This is a genomic window from Ignavibacteria bacterium (genome assembly GCA_016873845.1).
In the GTDB taxonomy this organism is placed as follows: Bacteria; Bacteroidota; Ignavibacteria; order Ch128b; family Ch128b; genus JAHJVF01.
The window spans coordinates 1-19,206 of sequence record VGVX01000004.1; the positions used below are offsets into that span (position 1 = coordinate 1).

20 protein-coding genes are annotated in these 19,206 nt (G+C 35.3%); 3 read left to right on the forward strand and 17 right to left on the reverse strand.

The genetic code is table 11. The features are described 5' to 3' along the window. The 8 genes from FJ213_01920 to FJ213_01955 all read right to left on the reverse strand — a co-directional run. On the reverse strand, positions 1–183 hold a 183-nt coding region (locus FJ213_01920; protein ID MBM4174915.1), incomplete at its 3' end, for a hypothetical protein. 4 nt (positions 184–187) lie between these two features. Then, a complete protein-coding gene (locus FJ213_01925; GenBank protein MBM4174916.1) occupies positions 188–1,039 on the reverse strand; it encodes a site-2 protease family protein in 852 nt (283 codons plus the stop codon). Positions 1,040–1,196: 157 nt separating this feature from the next. After that, a complete protein-coding gene (locus FJ213_01930; GenBank protein MBM4174917.1) occupies positions 1,197–2,087 on the reverse strand; it encodes a DUF1207 domain-containing protein in 891 nt (296 codons plus the stop codon). 27 nt (positions 2,088–2,114) lie between these two features. Next, the gene (locus tag FJ213_01935) at positions 2,115–3,104 is read right to left on the reverse strand and encodes a radical SAM protein (protein ID MBM4174918.1); all 990 of its coding nucleotides are present in this window, start codon (positions 3,102–3,104) and stop codon (positions 2,115–2,117) included. Then, positions 3,104–4,207, reverse strand: coding sequence for a glycosyltransferase (locus FJ213_01940; GenBank protein MBM4174919.1), 1,104 nt, complete (start codon positions 4,205–4,207; stop codon positions 3,104–3,106). Before FJ213_01940 ends, FJ213_01935 begins: the two co-directional genes overlap by 1 nt. Next, positions 4,185–4,814, reverse strand: coding sequence for a polysaccharide deacetylase family protein (locus tag FJ213_01945; GenBank protein ID MBM4174920.1), 630 nt, complete (start codon positions 4,812–4,814; stop codon positions 4,185–4,187). The genes FJ213_01940 and FJ213_01945 overlap by 23 nt, the downstream gene beginning before the upstream one ends. Continuing rightward, on the reverse strand, positions 4,815–5,936 hold the full coding sequence (locus tag FJ213_01950) for a glycosyltransferase (protein ID MBM4174921.1): 1,122 nt from the start codon (positions 5,934–5,936) through the stop codon (positions 4,815–4,817). It abuts the gene before it with no gap. A gap of 4 nt (positions 5,937–5,940) precedes the next feature. Then, positions 5,941–6,924 (reverse strand): flippase-like domain-containing protein, encoded by a 984-nt coding sequence (locus tag FJ213_01955; GenBank protein MBM4174922.1) that lies wholly within the window; start codon positions 6,922–6,924, stop codon positions 5,941–5,943. A 151-nt stretch (positions 6,925–7,075) separates the two neighbouring features. On the opposite strand from FJ213_01955, the gene bshC reads away from it, so the two are divergent. Then, on the forward strand, positions 7,076–8,698 hold the full coding sequence (gene bshC / locus FJ213_01960; GenBank protein MBM4174923.1) for a bacillithiol biosynthesis cysteine-adding enzyme BshC: 1,623 nt from the start codon (positions 7,076–7,078) through the stop codon (positions 8,696–8,698). A gap of 156 nt (positions 8,699–8,854) precedes the next feature. Here bshC and ugpC read toward each other — a convergent pair whose 3' ends face one another. Genes ugpC through FJ213_01990 form a run of 6 tightly spaced genes read right to left on the reverse strand, consistent with a single transcriptional unit; the run spans position 8,855 to position 13,359 of the window. Further along, on the reverse strand, positions 8,855–9,958 hold the full coding sequence (gene ugpC, locus FJ213_01965; protein ID MBM4174924.1) for a sn-glycerol-3-phosphate ABC transporter ATP-binding protein UgpC: 1,104 nt from the start codon (positions 9,956–9,958) through the stop codon (positions 8,855–8,857). A 15-nt stretch (positions 9,959–9,973) separates the two neighbouring features. Then, on the reverse strand, positions 9,974–10,576 hold the full coding sequence (locus tag FJ213_01970; GenBank protein ID MBM4174925.1) for an RNA methyltransferase: 603 nt from the start codon (positions 10,574–10,576) through the stop codon (positions 9,974–9,976). After that, entirely contained in the window at positions 10,566–10,793 is a 228-nt protein-coding gene (locus tag FJ213_01975; GenBank protein MBM4174926.1) for a hypothetical protein, read from the reverse strand. The genes FJ213_01970 and FJ213_01975 overlap by 11 nt, the downstream gene beginning before the upstream one ends. Beyond that, positions 10,793–11,662: a deoxyribose-phosphate aldolase gene (gene deoC, locus FJ213_01980; GenBank protein MBM4174927.1), complete on the reverse strand. Its 870-nt coding sequence runs from the start codon at positions 11,660–11,662 to the stop codon at positions 10,793–10,795. The genes FJ213_01975 and deoC overlap by 1 nt, the downstream gene beginning before the upstream one ends. Beyond that, positions 11,655–12,554, reverse strand: coding sequence for a bifunctional methylenetetrahydrofolate dehydrogenase/methenyltetrahydrofolate cyclohydrolase FolD (folD, locus tag FJ213_01985; protein ID MBM4174928.1), 900 nt, complete (start codon positions 12,552–12,554; stop codon positions 11,655–11,657). Before folD ends, deoC begins: the two co-directional genes overlap by 8 nt. After that, a complete protein-coding gene (locus FJ213_01990; protein ID MBM4174929.1) occupies positions 12,535–13,359 on the reverse strand; it encodes a TIGR00282 family metallophosphoesterase in 825 nt (274 codons plus the stop codon). Before FJ213_01990 ends, folD begins: the two co-directional genes overlap by 20 nt. 218 nt (positions 13,360–13,577) lie before the next feature. Between FJ213_01990 and FJ213_01995 the strand changes: the two genes are divergently transcribed. Then, on the forward strand, positions 13,578–15,227 hold the full coding sequence (locus tag FJ213_01995) for a hypothetical protein (GenBank protein MBM4174930.1): 1,650 nt from the start codon (positions 13,578–13,580) through the stop codon (positions 15,225–15,227). Between the two features lies 1 nt (position 15,228). Continuing rightward, the gene (locus tag FJ213_02000) at positions 15,229–16,758 is read left to right on the forward strand and encodes an aldehyde dehydrogenase family protein (protein MBM4174931.1); all 1,530 of its coding nucleotides are present in this window, start codon (positions 15,229–15,231) and stop codon (positions 16,756–16,758) included. A gap of 91 nt (positions 16,759–16,849) precedes the next feature. Here FJ213_02000 and FJ213_02005 read toward each other — a convergent pair whose 3' ends face one another. The 3 genes from FJ213_02005 to FJ213_02015 all read right to left on the reverse strand — a co-directional run bounded on the left by FJ213_02005 (position 16,850) and on the right by FJ213_02015 (position 19,205). Then, on the reverse strand, positions 16,850–17,401 hold the full coding sequence (locus FJ213_02005; GenBank protein MBM4174932.1) for a BMC domain-containing protein: 552 nt from the start codon (positions 17,399–17,401) through the stop codon (positions 16,850–16,852). Positions 17,402–17,491: 90 nt separating this feature from the next. After that, positions 17,492–17,848, reverse strand: a complete 357-nt coding sequence (locus FJ213_02010; protein ID MBM4174933.1) for a four helix bundle protein — start codon at positions 17,846–17,848, stop codon at positions 17,492–17,494. Between the two features lie 43 nt (positions 17,849–17,891). Then, a complete protein-coding gene (locus FJ213_02015) occupies positions 17,892–19,205 on the reverse strand; it encodes an NADH dehydrogenase subunit (GenBank protein MBM4174934.1) in 1,314 nt (437 codons plus the stop codon). Position 19,206 lies beyond the last annotated feature (1 nt).

A 19,206-nucleotide genomic window follows, 5' to 3' on the forward strand; every position in this document is an offset into this window, starting at 1 on the left:
ACTAAGTGAGATTTTTAAGGTGTCAGCAAGAGGTACGATTAACGTATCAGGCGCTTGAACGTTCTTTACAACAGGCGGAACATTTTGAGCTGGATCGAAGATTGAAGAGTATTCCTTCTCGCACGACTGAAGAAAGATGGAGCAGAAAACTACTGCAAATACTATGTTTTTTATATTATTCACTTACTTACCAAAATTTAATGTAAAAAGGAACTGGGGTAAAGGATATTATAAAGATAATGATAGCAAAGTAACCAATCAATTTTCTTTTTATATCGAGTCCAACTGGATCATAAATTTCTGGATGATAAAGTTTTATCAAGAAGCGTAAAATCAATGCCCAAAATACCCATCCGCTCCAACCTATTGGAAAATTTAGATTAAAAAACTCCGAAACAAATCCTGAAATTCCAAGAATCATTAGTAATGCAAATGTTACATCGGCAACTTTGCGGTGAAGATTAGTACCGAACATAGAATAAAATATATGCCCGCCATCTAGTTGTCCGACAGGGATCAAATTCATTGCTGTTACAAACAATCCAAACCAACCAACGCAGAGATATGGATAATGGTAAATTTCGCTCATCGGTGGAACAAATTCAGCAGATGGATTAGTTAACAACAATTGCATCGAAGAGTATAGCAGGTTAGTTCCAAACTCCAATGCCAATGCATTTGATTCCGTTGTTTGATTAAAATAATCGGGATGAATGGTCAAAATAAATTCAGCCGGAGGAAGATTTAAAAATCCATAAATCAACAATACAACACATGCAAAAAATCCCGCTATGGGACCTGCGACTCCAATATCAAACATTGCTCGGCGTGTGTTGATCGGAGATTGTGTTTTTATTACGGCACCCAATGTCCCAAAATTCAAAAATATTTCAGTCATCGGAAATGGAATGAAGAAAGGTAATGTTGCCTTCACTTTATGACTGCGAGCAGCAAAGTAATGACCAAATTCATGACTACCCAATACAAATAAAATTGCCAAGGAATAAGGCAAACCAATGTGGAAATTATCTAAATCCATTGCTGCGGCTGGCCCAAATATCCAAGAGACTCCCGCCACCGTAGTTGTAAAAAATGTTACACCGAAAAGTAAAATGTTAATAAGAAAAGAAAATTTCCCTTGAAAGATTTTACTAAAAATACTTTTAGGTTTTTGGATTTCGTAGTGCTCAGACATATCAGAAAAGGAGATAAGCTCCAATTGATGAACGATTTAGCTTGAATCGAGAAAATTCGCCGTGAAGATGCTTACCAGAATAATAATTGTAAATTATGCGCAACCCGGAAGAATTCCACTTACCAAAATGAATTCCAGCGGATATTGATTTATCACTTTTGTAATTATCATCATATGTTTTATGAAATTTAATATCCAGTCCGCCAAACAATTGCGCTCTTGGATTTTTTATAGTATATAACAAAAACTCGGCTCCGGTTCCAAAGCTCAGATTACTTTTTACTTCCGGAATTGCATGAAATAAATAGTTAATAGTCAAATATAATTTTTGCTGTTTCCATTCAATGGCTGAGCTCAGTTCTGTAAATTCTCTGCTGTAAACAAATGGTTCCAAGCTATTGTTCCAAGTTTTATTTATAGAATTATAACTACCATCAACTAAATGCGCAGAGATGTGACTGATCCTGAGTCGGCTGGAAATTTTTATATTTTTAATGCTTGTCCTATGTGAAAAGTAACCACCAAAAAAATAATCAATAGCATCAACTGGAAATTTAAAATTACTTTGACTTCTTAGCATCGACCAGGTGAAAAACTCCGCACCTAATCCGAATGTATTTTTTTTATCAGATTTAATGTGAATAAGATCTTTTGCTGCACCAATATCTAGTTGAAGTCCCTTGCCGCTTAAACTAAAAATTGAACCGACTTTCGCCTCAAATGGATTAGAAAAATTCGGTGGATAAATTAATTCTCTTGGAAAGAATTTAACGTGAGAATCGTAGCAGCTAATTCTTGCTTTGGAATGATCACAGCTATAGTGACGCACCAGATCATTATCTTCAGCTTTTGCAAATGAGAAATAAAGTAATATTAGAAGGAGTAGACTCAATAATTTTTTCAATAATACATACCATTATTAACCAAGAATCTTTTTGCCAAATTTAAGAATTTTTTGCTTAACTAATTTGTTGAATCCATAATAAAACTTAGACGGAATGCTTAAAACACCATACAGATTAGTTGGAAACGCAAAAGATGGTTCAAAGTAGCAATTGACAGTGCATCCCTGGCAAAAATCAAATCGTCCTTCTTTCTTCTGGAACTCAATAACCTCTTTCGACGTTCTGATTTCTTTAATTGGTCGATCAATTAAAATTTTCTTAACGCCAAAATGGTAACATGGTAAGATGATCTCATTTTCAGGTGAGATTACGATAACTCTTGAAACTGCTTTGCACGAAGGATTGTTGATATCATTTCCTCCTCTTCTCCTCAATTCCAAGAATGATGAATTTATATAAATATCAGGCTTATCCTTGGTGAATTCGTCTATGAGGTTTACTGCTTCCATCGATAGTCCATCATTTCCAAAGTAAGAAAATACAGGATTTACTATTAAAACTAGTTCATGCTTTACTGCTAAATCATACATAGCTGGAAGCTTCTTGTATGTATTATTAGTTACAGTAAATAAAATGTCAGGATATTCACCGAGACTTTTTGCAATACGAATAGAATTCATAACCGAATCGAAGCAACTAACTTTCCGAATCTCATCATGCTCTTCTCTAATGGGTGAATCAAGTGAAAAGTGAAGCAGATTGACTTTTCCAGCAAGTCTTTCAGCAAACTTTGGATAGAGAAGGCAATTTGTAGTTATGCTGGTTTGCATGCTATGCTTTTTTGCATGCTCAACATAACGATGAATATTTTTGTGAAGCAGTGGCTCACCACCGGTAAAGTCAATAAATTTGACACCAAGTTGTTTTACTTCATTTAGATTACGGAATACATCCTCATCTTTTGCAAATCCGGTTTTATTTAAATCAGTAGACGAGCCGAAGTGACAGAATTCACAATCTGCATTGCAGCGATATGTCAAATAATAATTGCAAAGGAGAAGCATTAGTACTTTCGTTCCTTCCAAACAATCTTTTTGTCAAATGCGACAAGCATAGGGAGAATCAGCACATAAACCGTAAAATAGATTTCAAATGAAATAAAATATTTCAACTGCCTCAAAACTCCAAATCGCTTCATTGGGATAGAAATAAAAATTAGATCACTGATAATTTTCAAGCTCATCATTGAAAGCGTTAATACAGATCCGAAAAGTATTTGAAATATAAAAAGTAAATGAGCAAGAAATCCCCATGCCATAACAAAGTATCCGGCAAATTTACTGTCAAGCCCGCCGGTTCCCCATCGATGTTTCTGTCTGTACAGTGTTCGAAAGTCATCACAAGGTGCCGAAATGTTTAATGCATTGGGATTTGCAGGATAAACAATCTTATAGTTAGTTGATGAATGAATCTTATGGAGTAAGGCAAAATCTTCAGTAACACTGAATTTTATGCTCTGATAGCCGCCAACCATTTCATAAGCTTTTCTTCGATATGCCATGTTGTTTCCAATGCAACTCAAAGGGACGCCAAGATTTATGGTGCCGGAAGCCACGGTCAACAGATAGATCCAATCAAGATTTTGCATTCCAGTAAATTGAGAATACGATTGTTGAAGAGTGAAGCCACATACAACTCCTACTTCATCAGCAAAATACTTAATCTGAGTTTTAATCCAATCTGATTTAACTTCACAATCAGCATCCGTGGTAAATACAATTTCGCCATGCGAAATATTCAAAGCATTAACGACTGCATTTGTTTTACCTGGTTTTGAAATTATATTTTCATTCGGAATAACTTTCTTGATAAAATTGAATCGATTTACAAATTCGTCTATAATACTTCCTGTTCCATCAGTCGAAAAGTCATCGACCATCAAAATCTCTAATTTAGTTTTTGGATAATCAATTTTTGAAAGCGATTCTAGACAGGCGCGAATATTTTTTTCTTCATTACGCGCAGCGACAACAATCGATACTGTGGGTTCATATTGTTCATTACGCGGCAGATTCTGTCTAAATCCGAATAAAAATACAATTTGCTGCAAAATGTAAAAAGCAACAATTACTAAAAGTATGATCTCAAAAGTTGAAAGTTCGGGCAAAACTAAAACCTTTGTCGTTTAAGATAGAAATTGAATCTTGCAAAGCAGGTCCGATGATTTCAGAAGTATATTCATTATCATGAAACAAAATTATTGAATTTCGCTGTTTAATTTCCATAACATTATTTCTGATTCTTGCTTGTTCACCGTACCAGTCCTCTGTTAATTTTGTCCACATCATCGTTTTAAGTCCAATATCAGCAGATATTTTTTTCATTTTCCCTTTCAGTCTTCCAAAGGGTGGACGAAATAATTTGAGATTATTCGGAAAATTTTCGATCACATTCTGACACTCAAAAATTTGCTCACGAATATTTTCAATCCCAGTAAGAAATAAATTTTTGAAATGAGAATGCGAATGATTAGCGATGTAACTGCCTTGATCAACAATTGATTTAACTAAATCTAAATTTTGCACTGCATTTTCACCGATCAGAAAAAAAATTGCTTTAAGATTGTTTTTCGTGAGCACGTCAAGGACTTTTTTTGTTGCCCTTGGATGTGGTCCATCATCGAATGTTAATACTAATTCGTCAATAGTGTTTTCCCAAATAATATCTCGAAATATGGTTTTCACCAAAACCGGCGGAGAAGTTAAGCTAATCATTTACCTAGCAAATGTCCTTCCCTTCCAAACAAACTTTTTTAAATAGCCGAGTGCAGGAATGATTATAATAAATGGTATGTGCAAAAGCTCAGCAATGGGAATATAAGATAGATATTTCTGGAGTGTTAAATATCTAAATGAAACAGATAGAAAGATAAAATCCAAAATCATTTTAGTGAAAAATACAGCTAAGAATATTTTTAATACTGATATTGAAAATAAACTGCAAATAAACAAAACACCTAAAGAAAAGTAGAAAAGATAAATCAAAGACAAAGGCAGCAGCATCAATTTATTTCTATAATATCTAACCTTGGAAACCCATCTCATTCTTTGATTTAGAAAGTCAGATAAACTTACACACGCATCCGTATAGGTCAGACTATCCTCTAAATAACAAAACTTCACTATTTTTTTTGTTTGAAAATGTATTTTCTGCATTAAAAATTCTTCGTCACCAGAGACAAGAGCAGAGTTATCTTGAAAACCATTTACATCATAAAATAGTTCACGGCGATAAGCGCAAGTCGCCCCGTTAGCAATAAGCGGATTTTTATTATTTATCATGGCGCTGCCTATGGCAACAAGACTTCCAAATTCTAAGGTCTGAAGTTTTTGGAAAATGTTTTTTTGATTTGCATAAATAACCGGTCCAGCTACAAATCCTGTGTCAGAATCGAATGAAGAAATTAAATTCTCGATCCAGTATTTATCATGCCAACAATCAGCATCCGTTGTAACAATGATTTCCCCGGTTGAGTTTTTAATACCATATTCTATTGCAGCTTTCTTTCCAGATACATGTGGAAGAACATTATTGAGTGATAAATATTTTACATTCTTATACTTATCGAATTTTTGGGCAATCAAGTCTGAGCTGTCGGTTGAATGATCATCAATTAAGATAATTTCAATTAAATTACTCTCATAGGATTGATTCAATATTGATAACAAACATCTCTCCAAATTCTTTTGTTCATTACGAAATGGAATTATCAAACTTACCTTAAAACTATTTTTGTACTTACTTGTTTTTGTTCGTAACGCTCCAATAGTTAAGTACAAGATAAATATTGAATAAATAAATGTAAGAGCTCCAGTAATAATTTGTAAGATTAGCATCACCTTAAGAAGCAAAGTTGAACTTGCTTTTAATAATAAAGTAAAGCCCAATCAATGAAGGAAGAAGCAAATTCAAAAAGAATAACATTAGTGCCGCATTAAAAGCCGCAGCTTCGCTAACACCGTAAATCCCTAAAAAATAAACTGAAGCGCTTTCTCTTATTCCTATTTCACCAAAAGTAACTGAAGGAACCAAAGTTTTAGCAAAAAACATTAAAACGCTGCATAAAATAAAATAGAAGTATCCCCCATTCGATTCGAAAGTCATCACCAAGAATGCAAATTGTACTACAAGGATGATATAATTGAATAACGCCAGCGAAGTCAATTTTAGAAACGATGTACTTTCTAGCTTGTCGATCTGTTGAACAATTGTGTGTACAACCTTAAATTTCACCTTTATATTTTTGCGGCGTTCTTGGATATGAAGGTAAAATTTCTTCGAGAATAGCAGCAGGAAAATCAAATAAAAAAAGAAGCTGAACAAAACGAATAAACTAGAAACAATCAAATAGCTTACCTTGTAATAAAATGACAAGAAGAATATACTAGTTATTCCACCCCAAAATACAACATTCAATAGAAGTGAAAACTTATCTAATACTGTCATAGTAATTATTTCAGTTACGGTGAATTCTTTCAGAGGAATTTTTCTGCCAAGGTATTCCCCCACTCGAATTGGAGTGATAATGCCTGCTGAATATCCGGTGAAAAGAGATTTAATGACATCCAGTTTCGAAACAGAAGTATTTTGAATTTTCAGAATATATCGCCACCGAATATACTGAGAATAGATGTTCAAAATGGACAATAATACCCCAACTGAAAAAAATAAATAATTCAGACTATCAAATGCCTCAATCAACTTAGTTACAGAAATTCGATTAACCAAATAAATTACTAACACAGCAGAAATTAATATTTTAAAGATAATTGCTGCGATTGATTTAGCTCGAGCAGATACTCTTAAATTTATCGTTCTCAACATATTGTAAATTAAATCACTTCTATTTCAATATAAAGAAAATTGATTTTATAATTCATCAAATTAATTCATATTTTTGTGTTGGCTAATTTGATCGGTACAATTACCGATGCCCGGAGGGAACTCCGGTCTTTTTAAATAAAATGAGGATATTATGTTTATTAATTTTTCTGACATCCCCGAATCCCCAAACATTTTTTTAGATTATCTTTATGAATTCGAAAACGTGGCAAAGTTTTTCCCAACAAATTTTCGAAATGAGGAACATGTCAGCAAAGTCTTATCAAGTGTCAGAAAAAGTGAAAAAGAACGCGAAAGGTTAGTTGCGTTTCTACGCGAGCAGAATCCAACCGGCAAAGTTTCATCTTTAACATCGTCAAACATTGAAACATTAAAATTTCAGAATTCATTCGCAGTAATTACTGGACAGCAATTGGGATTTGCTACAGGCCCGCTTTATACAATTTATAAAACAATTACATCAATAAAGCTTGCAAAATTTCTTTCAGAGAAATACTCAGATTATAATTTTGTTCCTGTGTTTTGGCTTGAAGGCGATGACCATGATTTTGATGAAGTACGTTCATTCAAAGTTCTTGATAATGAAAACAGTATAACTACAATTTCATACGATGATGGATTGGACGCAGAAACAAACCGAGGCCCAATGGGTGAATATACTTTCGATATGACTGTAGAACATAATTTTGAGAAACTTAAAGTTTCACTGAGGGAAACAGAGTTTAAAAGTTCGTTGATTGAGATGCTTTCGAAGCATTACCATGCAGGAGCAACTTTTAAATCTGCTTTCATTGGTCTGATGAGAGAATTTTTTGATGAGTATGGCTTAGTTATATTTGATCCGCAGAGCGGAATTGTCAAAGACAGTCTAAGAAACATCTTTAAGAAGGATGTCGAACAGTTTCGGTTCATAGCCGAAGAGTTAATACTTAGAAGTGCGAGTCTTGAAGAACTTTATCACGCTCAAGTTAAAATTAAACCTATTAATTTATTCTACATTGAAGACAGCGGAAGATATGCAATTGATCCGACCGAAACAGATTTTCGCTTAAAAGGTAAAAGAAAAAAATTCGCTATTGAAGAATTATTCGAGCAAATCGATTTCTTTCCGGAAAAAATCAGTCCGAATGTGATCCTTCGCCCAATTTGTCAAGATTATTTATTTCCAACAGCGTTTTACGTTGGTGGTCCATCTGAGATAAGTTACCATGCTCAGATCGTTCCATATTACGAAATACTGAATTTAACTCAGCCAGTTTTGTATCCTCGTGCAAGTGCGACAATTATCGAATCACGCGTTCAGCAAATTTTGGATAAACACGAACTTAAGCTTCAAGATTTTTTCCATGACAATGAACAATTGGCATTAAAAATTGCAGATAGTTCTTCCGAGATAAAAGTTGCGGATATATTTAGCCGAGTGGAAAAAGAATTTCTTGCTGTGTTCGAAGGATTATCAGAGGATATAGGTTTGATCGATCAAACACTGATAGATGTTGTGTCGGGCGCAAAACTAAAAACAGATCAATATTTGAATGTTGTCAGGGAAAAAACTCTCGCTGCTCAGAAAAGAAAGAACGAAGTAATTTTCAGACAAATTTATAAAACATCAAATGTATTGTATCCGGATGAAAACTTGCAGGAGCGCGAATTGAATTTTATTTACTTTGCCAATAAGTATGGTTTAGATTTTATCAAATTCGTCTATGATAATTTAGCAATAGACAAATTTGAGCATCAGATCATTAATCTCTAACTGAAGTGACGCAGAATGGCCTTATGGTCATGTTGAGTCCGCCTCGGCGGACGAAACATCTAAAAAACAATGATATTTGCATAATTAGATTCTTCACTTCGTTCAGAATGACTGTTTTGCGTAACTTCAGTCTCTAATATTTCAATGAGTGACTTATTAAATTCTTCTTTCACTATCAGCATCAAAGAAGTAACATCTTTTTAAATCAAATCCTAACACAGTTTTCATACTTGCTTTCAAGTTCATACTAGAATCGATCTTAGCAATGATCTGCTCGCCTTCAATTTGAAAATATAGAAATTCTTCTTTTCCCATTGGTTCAACGACTTCAATGTTTGCCTGGATGAGAACGGTTGAAGGGTTTTCACCTATAGCATCTGTTATTTCAAAATCCTCCGGCCTGATTCCTAAAAATATTTTCTTGTCGATGTATTTATTAAGATTCTTGTCTTCCATTTTTTTTATTTCAAACACTAAGTCTGAATTAATTGATTTGAATTTTAATCCATTTTCAGAAATAATTTTTCCACTAATAAAATTCATTGATGGACTACCAATGAAGCCGGCAACAAACTTATTTGCAGGTTGATAATACAAATTTAATGGTGTATCAATTTGATGAACAATTCCGTCCTTCATCACAACAATTCTATCGCCCATTGTCATTGCTTCGACTTGGTCGTGAGTAACATAAATCATTGTCGCTTCAAGTCTTTGATGCAGCTTTGAAATTTCTGTACGCATTTGTACGCGGAGCTTTGCGTCAAGATTGCTCAGAGGTTCATCGAACAAAAATACTTTTGGTTTCCTGACAATCGCTCTTCCCACTGCAACTCGCTGGCGCTGCCCGCCGCTAAGCTGTTTAGGTTTTCTTTTTAACAGATTTTCTATTCCAAGGATTTTGGATGCTTCTTCAACTCTATTCTTGATTTCATCTTTAGAAAATTTTCTGATCTTTAATCCAAAAGCCATGTTATCAAATACATTCATATGGGGATAGAGAGCATAATTCTGAAATACCATTGCAATATCACGGTCTTTTGGTGGCACATCATTCATCAATTTTTCATCAATGTATAATTCACCCTCGGTGATTTCTTCAAGTCCAGCTACCATCCTGAGTGTTGTTGATTTACCGCAGCCTGAGGGTCCGACTAACACAACAAATTCTTTATCCTTCACAGTCAGATTAACGTCTTGAGCAGCAACAACATTTCCCTCATAAACTTTTTTAACATTGATTAATTTGACTTCTGCCAATGTTTGCTCCAGATATTATTTTAACAACCAGTTTTTCAATTTGTTATCAAACACATCTTTGTCCAGCTGAATGGAATCGTATCTGCCTGATATGCGAAATTGTTTTTCTGCTTCAAATAGACATACGGCGGCAGCAACAGATACATTCAAACTTTGAATCATTCCATGCATTGGGATTCTGAAAGAAAAATCACAGAATCTTAAATATTCTTCAGTTATTCCCCTCTGCTCATTTCCAAAAACAAGTGCAACATTTTCGGTAAAATCAATTTCATCGTGGGTTTTAGAATAAATATCCAAATGCGATGCAGCGATTAAAAAGTTTTTCGACTTAAGATAGCTACTGCAATCTTCAAAAGATTTGTGCTTTACGATACTCATCCATTTGCTCGCACTCACCGAGCTTGCTTTAGAAATCTCTGGGAAGGATTCAAACGTATATACTAGATGAACTTCCATAACACCGACTGCATCGCACGTTCTAAGGATTGCACTCACATTATGCGGATCATGGATATTCTCAAGGACAACAGTTAAGGAGGGCTGTTTTTGTTTTAAAACAGTTTCAATTCTTTCTCTTCTCTCATCTGTTTTAATCAATGCTGTTCTATTTAGTATAAATGTTAATTGTATAAGAAACTAACTCAGGAGAATTTAGAGTTATGTCCAGACGATATTTAAAATTCTTATCCAGCTTCAAGTAGTAAGCGATCAAATTGATAATTTTACTCAATGCAACTTCATATTCGTCTGACCAAACTTCGCACTCTTTTATCGTAGGAACTGAGGCAGTATACCCATCAATTTCCTTTTTAATATCAATATGTAATGTCATTAATAGCCGCCACTCTTCTCATCTTTGATGTTTGTTACAATTTTTACAGAAGCACTAGCACCAATACGATCAGCTCCACTGGCTATCATCATATCCGCATCTTCCCTCGAACGGATTCCACCGCTTGCTTTAACTCCCATAGCACCACCGACAACTTTTCTCATTAATGCAATATCTCCCACTGTCGCACCTCCCTTCGAAAATCCAGTTGATGTTTTTACAAAATCCGCTCCGGCTTCTTTGCAAATAATACAAGCTTTTACTTTTTCTTCATCTGAAAGAAGACAAGTTTCAAGAATTACTTTTGTAACGATCTTTTTTGGTTTCGCTTCAAGAACAACTTGCTGGACATCTTTGAATACATAATCTAACTCTTTCGATTTGAGCATTCCAATATTTAGAACCATATCAATTTCTTTCGCACCATCCTGAATAGCTTGCCGAGTCTCTGCTCGTTTGATTTCAGTTGAGGAGCTTCCCAATGGGAAACCGATCACAGTACAAACTTTAACATCAGTTCCTTGTAATTGCACCGCACAATACTTGACGAATGATGGATTTACGCATACTGACACAAAATGATATTGCCTTGCTTCATCACAGAGTTTTTTGACTTCTTCGATGGTCGCGTCCGGTTTAAGAAGTGTGTGATCGATCATTCGTGCAAGATCAAGCTCAAGAGGTTCAGGGATTCCAATTGTAGTTGTTATTCTCTCAGCACCATTATCGATAATATTTTGAACTGCATCTTTCTTGTGAAATACGCAATGTCCGCAAGGAGCACAAATCCCCTCATCGCAATAAGATTTTTGAAGTGAATGTTCGATCAATACTTCTTGTATTATTCTATCAACAATTGTTTTACGCATTTTGATTTATGTTATAAAAATTTGTAGCTGCAATTAAAGTATTTTTTAATAGCATTGCAATAGTCATCGGCCCAACACCGCCTGGAACTGGTGTAATCGCTTTAACCTTAGTGCTGACTTCATCAAATTTAACATCACCAACTAATCTATATTTATTTTTTAAAGTCGGCTCACTCACTCGATTGATTCCAACGTCAATTACTGTACAATTCTCATTTACCATTTCTGCAGTAACAAAGTGCGGTCTCCCAATCGCAGCAATTAGTATATCTGCTTGAATTGTATGCATTTTAATATTTTCGGTAGCAGAATGACAGACTGTAACAGTTGCGTTTGCTTTGCTCGATTTTTGCATTAGCAGTGAAGCGATCGGTTTCCCAACAATGTTACTTCTGCCCAAAATAACTGCATGTTTACCTGAAGTTGAAATTTCGTAACGCCTTAGCAGCTCAAGAATTCCTGCCGGAGTGCAAGGAATAAAAGTCTCTTCGCCAGCAAGCAGCTTACCAAAATTGACTGGATGAAATCCATCAACATCTTTTGCTGGATCAATCGATAAATTTATTTTCTCTTGATCAACGTGATGTGGTAAGGGCTGTTGAACTAAGATCCCGTGGAATTTGTCATCACGATTTAATTTTTCAATTAATTTAATTAATTCTATTTCTTTAAAATCTTTCGAAAATCTGAAAACTTCGGAGTGAAATCCTACAAATTCACAAGCTTTCCGTTTTGATTCTACATATATATGTGACGAAGGATCATCACCTATTAAAATCGCAGCGAGTCCCGGTCGAATATTTTGAGGAAGAAAATCTATCTCTACGGAAGTTTTAATCTCTTCTTTTATTTGATCCGAAATTATTTTACCGTTAATTATTTGTGCTGCCATTATCCTTGCTTGTTCTATCAAATTCTGGGAAAAATAATCTCTCAATTGAAAGAGACTTGCCGCTTTTTGCATCAATGGTCACTATTACTGCAGATATATGAACGTCGTCAGTGGCAGTTTGATATTTCTGTGGAGTTTGATATAAAAATCTATTTACCGCAGCATCCTTTTTCATTCCGATAACAGAATCGTAGGGTCCCGTCATTCCTACATCAGTTATATAAGCTGTACCGTTTGGAAATATTCTTTCATCAGCTGTCTGTACGTGCGTATGTGTTCCAATAATTGCACTGACTTTCCCATCTAGATGAACTGCCAATGCAACTTTTTCTGCAGTAGCTTCTGCATGGAAATCGATTATGATTATGTTAGAATCACTTTTAACTTTTTCTATTACCCAATCAGCCGTCCGAAAAGGACAGTCAATTGGGGGTAAATATGCTCTACCTTGCAGAGATATAACCGTTATGTTGTTTTTTCCGACAGAAGTAGAAACGTATCCTTGTCCGTATGTTCCCTTCGGATAATTTAGCGGTCTGAGAACATTTTTCTCCGCTTTACTGTATTCTTGAAACTTATGTTTTTCCCAAATATGATTACCACCGGTGATCACATTTACACCAAGCTCAAAAATCGATTTACCATCTTTTTCAATTATTCCCCTGCCATCAGTTAGATTTTCACCATTTGCAATGATAAAATCGACTGAATTATTCTGAACAATACTTTTCAAAAATGTTTGAAGGATTTGAATCCCCGGTTTGCCTACAATATCACCGATAAATAGAATTTTAACTTTATCCAAAATTTGCTTTCTTTTTAGAAATATAAAAAAAGTGTTGGTGAAATTGAAGAGCAGAACTATAATAAATGCGTGATTGAATTCTAATTGGAACACGGATTTTTATGTCCAAAGGACTCCTTCGGAGATAATTATGATTTTGAATCACATCAGAGTGTCCCAGAAAACCGAATTCGATTTAATTACTTTGAAATGATTTCAGAGAGTTCGTAATTTGAGATATGCGAATTCCGATTGAGAAAGCAAGCTTCGTAGTGTGCGATGTCGAAACAACTGGACTCAGCCCGCAAAGAGAATCTATAATCGAAATTGCATTAGTGAAAATCGAAAATCTCAAAATCACAGATAAATTTTCTACTCTATTAAATCCTCAGCGATTCATTCCTAATTATATTACGGAGATGACCGGAATCCGAAATGAAGATGTAATTAATTCACCGACTTTTTCTAATGTATCATATAAAATTCAAGAGTTCATCGGAGATTCAATTTTTGTAGCTCACAATGCAAAATTCGATTACAATTTTCTTTTACATTCGTATCTGCGTGAGGAAGAAATGCCCATCCGCCTTGAGACACTCTGCACACAGAGGTTAGCAAAACGGATCTTTCATGGAATTGGAAAAACCTCACTCACTGCTTTAACAAGATTTTTCGGATTTAGGAACACTGCCAAACACAGAGCACTCGGTGACGCTAAAGTTACTGCTCAAATTCTATTGAAACTGATTGAAGAAGGAAGAAATAAATTAAAGTTCGACACACTCGATGAACTTTTAAAGCTGCAATTCCAACCAATCAACAAAGCCAAGTTCTTTTCTACAAGAAAATCTTTAGCAGATTCTGTTTCAAAACTTCCTTCTGGACCTGGCGTTTACTTTTTTCACGATAAAAAAGGAACTGTGATATATATCGGCAAAGCAAAAAATTTGAGGTCGAGAGTGATCTCATATTTTCGTGATTCTAACAGCGACCGGAAAGTAAAAAAAATAGTTCGTGGAGCACATCATCTTGATTTTATCGAAACCGAAAGTGAACTCTCTGCTTTTTTGCTTGAATCTGAATTGATTAAAAAACACAAACCAATTCATAATACAGCACTGAAAATAATCAGAAATTATTCTTTCATCGGAGTAAGTGCCGACAATGAATTTCCGAAACTTGAAGTTACCCGCAGACTCGTTAATAATGGGACTATGTATTTCGGTCCATTCAACCGGCGAGAAACAGCAGAGGAGGTATTGGATATCATTTCAAAATCGACAATGCTGCGAGAGTGTGAAGACAAAGAATTGAAGAAAAATCGTTCATGTTATTTGTTGGATATAAAGAGGTGCCTTGGTCCTTGTGTAGAGAAAGATATTTCAACGCTCTATGATGAGGAGTTAAGAACTGTGAAGGATTTTCTCACTGGAAATAACACAGTGATTCTCAATCGCCTGACAGAAAAAATGAAGGAATTCGCTGGTAGAGAAAAATTCGAAGATGCTGCTAAAATCCGGGATACAATTCAGGCAATTTTGAAGAACATTGGTAAAATTAAAGTCCTTAAAGAGCCGATCAATGCCATCAATGCACTCATCTTCATTTACGGCGGTGAAAATGTTTCTGAGGTCATTTCACTTAAAAATGGAATCGTTCAATCCATCAAAGGAGTGAGAGATTCCGAAAAGACGTTGTTTGAACTATGTGATGAGTATTTTATCCGCAGTACAGCGGATTTTGATTTGCCATTAAACATTGAGAAAATAAAGATCATCTCCAATTTCCTTGTGAGTAAAAAAGCGAGATACAACATAGTTTATACTACCGATATAAATTCTAAAGAAGAACTTTTTGAAATAGTGCAGAAGAAATTAATTGAGACATGACATGATATTAAAATCATTTTCTCCAAACACAATAAAATTATTAGGACAGATCGGTTGCACTGATCCAACTGAAGTTGAAGCAATCGTTAAGACGGCAAAAGATGCCCAAGTACATTGGCAGGAAATTGGAATTAATAAAAGAATCAACGAATTGAAAATTATTCGCGATAACTTATTTTCCAAGTACGCAGAAATAGCTCAACTAATCTCAGACGAAAACGGAAAACCATTTGCTGAAGCAATTTCGTCTGAGATAATTCCCACACTTAGCGTTTTTGATTATTACCTTGCAAAATCCAAAAAGTATTTGAGACCACAAAAAGTACGCATCAAGCTGCCAGTAATGATCCACAAAAAAAGTTGGATTGAATTTGAGCCATGGGGAGTCGTTGGAATAATTAGTCCATGGAATTATCCATTACTTTTACCGATGGGACAGATCATTCCAGCATTGATTGCAGGCAACAGTGTTGTTTTCAAACCATCTGAGTTCACTCCACTAGTCGGAAGCTGGATTGAAAAATTATTCAATGGATCAAACTTACTGAAGAATGTTTTTAATGTTATTTATGGTGAAGCTCAGGTGGGTCAATCACTCGTGAATAGCAAAATCGATAAGTTATTTTTTACAGGAAGCACAAATGTTGGAAAGATCATCTCTAAAAATGCTGCTGATAAACTTTTGCCCATCTCGCTTGAACTTGGGGGGAAGGATCCAATCCTTGTGTTGAAAGACGCAGACCTTGATAGAACTGCCCAAGGAATTGCTTGGGGAGCGCTGACAAATTCTGGTCAAACTTGTGTTTCGGTTGAGAGAGTCTATGTTCATGAATCTCTACATTACGAATTAATACACAAATTGATAGAGCATGTTTCAAGATTGAAATTGTATAATGGCTCTGAATATTACGATTTAAGTGCATTAAAGACAGAGCAGCAGGCAAATAAAGTTAAAGAACATATTCAAGATGCAGTCCGAAAGGGAGCGAAAATTATTTTCGGCGGCAGACAGATTGATGAAAATAAATTCGAGCCGACAATTTTAACTGACGTTAATCATGATATGCTCGTGATGAAAGAAGAGACTTTTGGACCAATAATAGCCATTAAAAAAGTCAGTGATGACAATGAGGCAATCAAATTTGCGAATGACTCTGATTATGGATTATCCGCATCAGTTTGGACTAAGGATATTTCACATGGAAGAGAAGTTGCACGAAAAATAAAGAGTGGTTCTGTACTAATCAATGATTGCATATCATATTTTGGTACAAGCGAAGCAGTTGTCGGTGGAATAAAATTGAGCGGCACCGGCAGAGTTCATGGGAGAAGCGGATTGATGGAAATGGTTTATGAAAAGTATTACAACTCTGACTCCTTCACGTGGCAAAAAAAGTTTTGGTGGTTTCCTTACGGAAATAAAGCAACTGAGAATATGAAATTTGCTTTAACTTTTCTGTACGGGAGAAATGTATTTAAGAGATTGATGGCTGGGATTAAAATTCTACCTGCACTATTCAAAAGAAAATAGAAAGGTTCCACTTCAAACAGAGCATAAAAGACGATGTCATCTTTTCAAAATTCTATTGCATGTGGAAAGATGACATCGCCGAGCGATTCAATCAGATCATCTCGTTCAACAGTTCATTTCTTGGCTGTGGAATAACGATCTTATTAACGAGCAATCCCTTTTGTGAAACAACATGAGCACCAGCATCAACGGCACTTTGAACTGCAGCAACTTCACCTGTAAGAGTAACAAAAGCTTTTCCGCCAAGTGCCATTGCAAGCCGTACCTCGATTAATTTCACATTTGATGATTTAACTGCAGCATCGGCCGCTTCAATCAATGAGGCAACAGAAAATGCTTCAACTATCCCAAGCGCTTCAAGGAGTTCTATTTTTGTTGTACCTGCAATTGCAGGGAACACCGATTCATGAACATTCGGTATTACGAAGGTATCAATTACTGAAAAATTTCCAGCCACGGCACCTGCATCCACACTTGATTGAACTGCTGCCACATCACCCCTAACCAATACCATATATTTGCCTGAACAGATTGTTCTTGCAAGCACTAAATCAACCTCAGCAGCTTTTAACATCGCATCTGTTACCTGAAATCCTGCCGCTATGCTGCTTAATTCAATTAAGCCTATTGAGTTTTTATCCATTTCTGTCTATATGTTTAATAAACCATTATAAAATACTAAATACTAATCTCGAAATCCTAAACAATTCAAAATTATTAAATGTTTTTAAAACTATTTCGATTTTTCTAGAATCGCTCCAAATATTTTCATTAGTTCGGTAGCTTCTTGAATTAACGATTGTCTTTCAGCCTCGCTACTGTCCAAACACCTAGTAAGTTTAAGCCAATATCTACTCTCTTTTGCTTCCTTTCGACAGATTTTAATTCTCATTAAAAAATCTTTTTTACCTAATGATTCGTTTGCTTCTATGTAATTTGCACCTACAGAGCCCCCGGCTCTGGTCAGTTGCTTACATATTTCAATATTCTGCAAATTCTTCGGGACTGAATCGATGAAGGCAATAATCTTCTTAGCAAATTCTAAAGTTCGATCCTCTAGATCATATTTTTTGTCCTTTGGAATTTCCAACTGCTAAAACTGTAACATTTTGTTTAGTTTTAGGATTTCGAATTTAGTATTTCTCGATGTTGATATATTTTTCGTTGACTTGAGCAACTCTTCCACTTATGGATGAGTGAATATTGGCTCCCAAATTATTTTCTCCTACTTCAGCAATCAATTGTCCAATATTAACTACTTCCCCTTCTTTAACTGTAGGTTCGGCTTTTTTACCGATGTGCTGCTGCAATTTAATTTTAACTGTGCTGGGAGAGAAATCAATTTCTTCAAATGGAGTTTCAACTTCATAATCATCCACTTTCAATCTTTTCCGCAGCTGCTTCTGAGGAACTCTTCTATGTTCTTTCATTGGGTGAACTGTTACGTCTTTCTCTTGAATGAATTTCATTCCAGTAGATCTCATTGATTTTTTCGATTCATCACAAGCTTCCTTCGGAAAAAGATCTTCAGGACAAGCGTAAAGCGTACATAATCCGCAAGCACAACAAAGTTCTGCCCACTGATTCCAATTCTCAGCACCAGACAGTGTAAATCCTAAGCTTCGCATTACTTTGTGCGGCTGCACTTCATATCCAAGCAGATACCGCGGACAAAATTCTGTACAATAACTGCACTGATCGCATGCCGACTTTCCAATACGATTCATACTCTGTATAGAAGCAGATTTTCTCGTAACTAAAAAATGTTCTTTTGGCAGGAGTATTAATCCAGCAGTCGTTTTAGTGACAACATCATCAAGATCAAATGATAGATTGCCCATCATTATTCCACTGACAAAAATTCCAAATTCCTTTTCAATTGAACCGCCGGCAATTTCAATTAAATCTCGAAATGATGTTCCAATAGGCACCCAAAATGTTTTTGGATTACGTACAACACCGGAAACAGAAACAATTTTTTTCGTTACCGGAATATCTTGACTGGCCAAGAAAACATTATAAAGTGTTTCGACATTGTTTACTACGCATCCAATCTGAAGTGGAATCCCGGCTGGTGGAATTAGTTTTCCGGTCGCTGTGTAAACTACTTCATACTCATCTCCTGAGGGATAAAAATCTCCGAGGAAAGAAAATTCTATATTACTTTTTTTAATAAATGGCTGGATTTCCTCAATGGCGGCTACATGTTTTTCCTTAATTCCGAATGTACCTTTTTTTGCACCAGTCGAATCCATCATCAATTTCATTCCTTCAATAATTTCTGAAGGAAAAGCCTTCATCAATTCAAAATCTTTATGGATTAAAGGTTCGCATTCGGCTCCATTCGCAATGACATACTCAACTTTTGATTCAGCTTTAACATAAGTTGGGAACCCGGCACCCCCTGCACCAACCACACCATATTTTTTTAATTTTTCAGAGAGCATG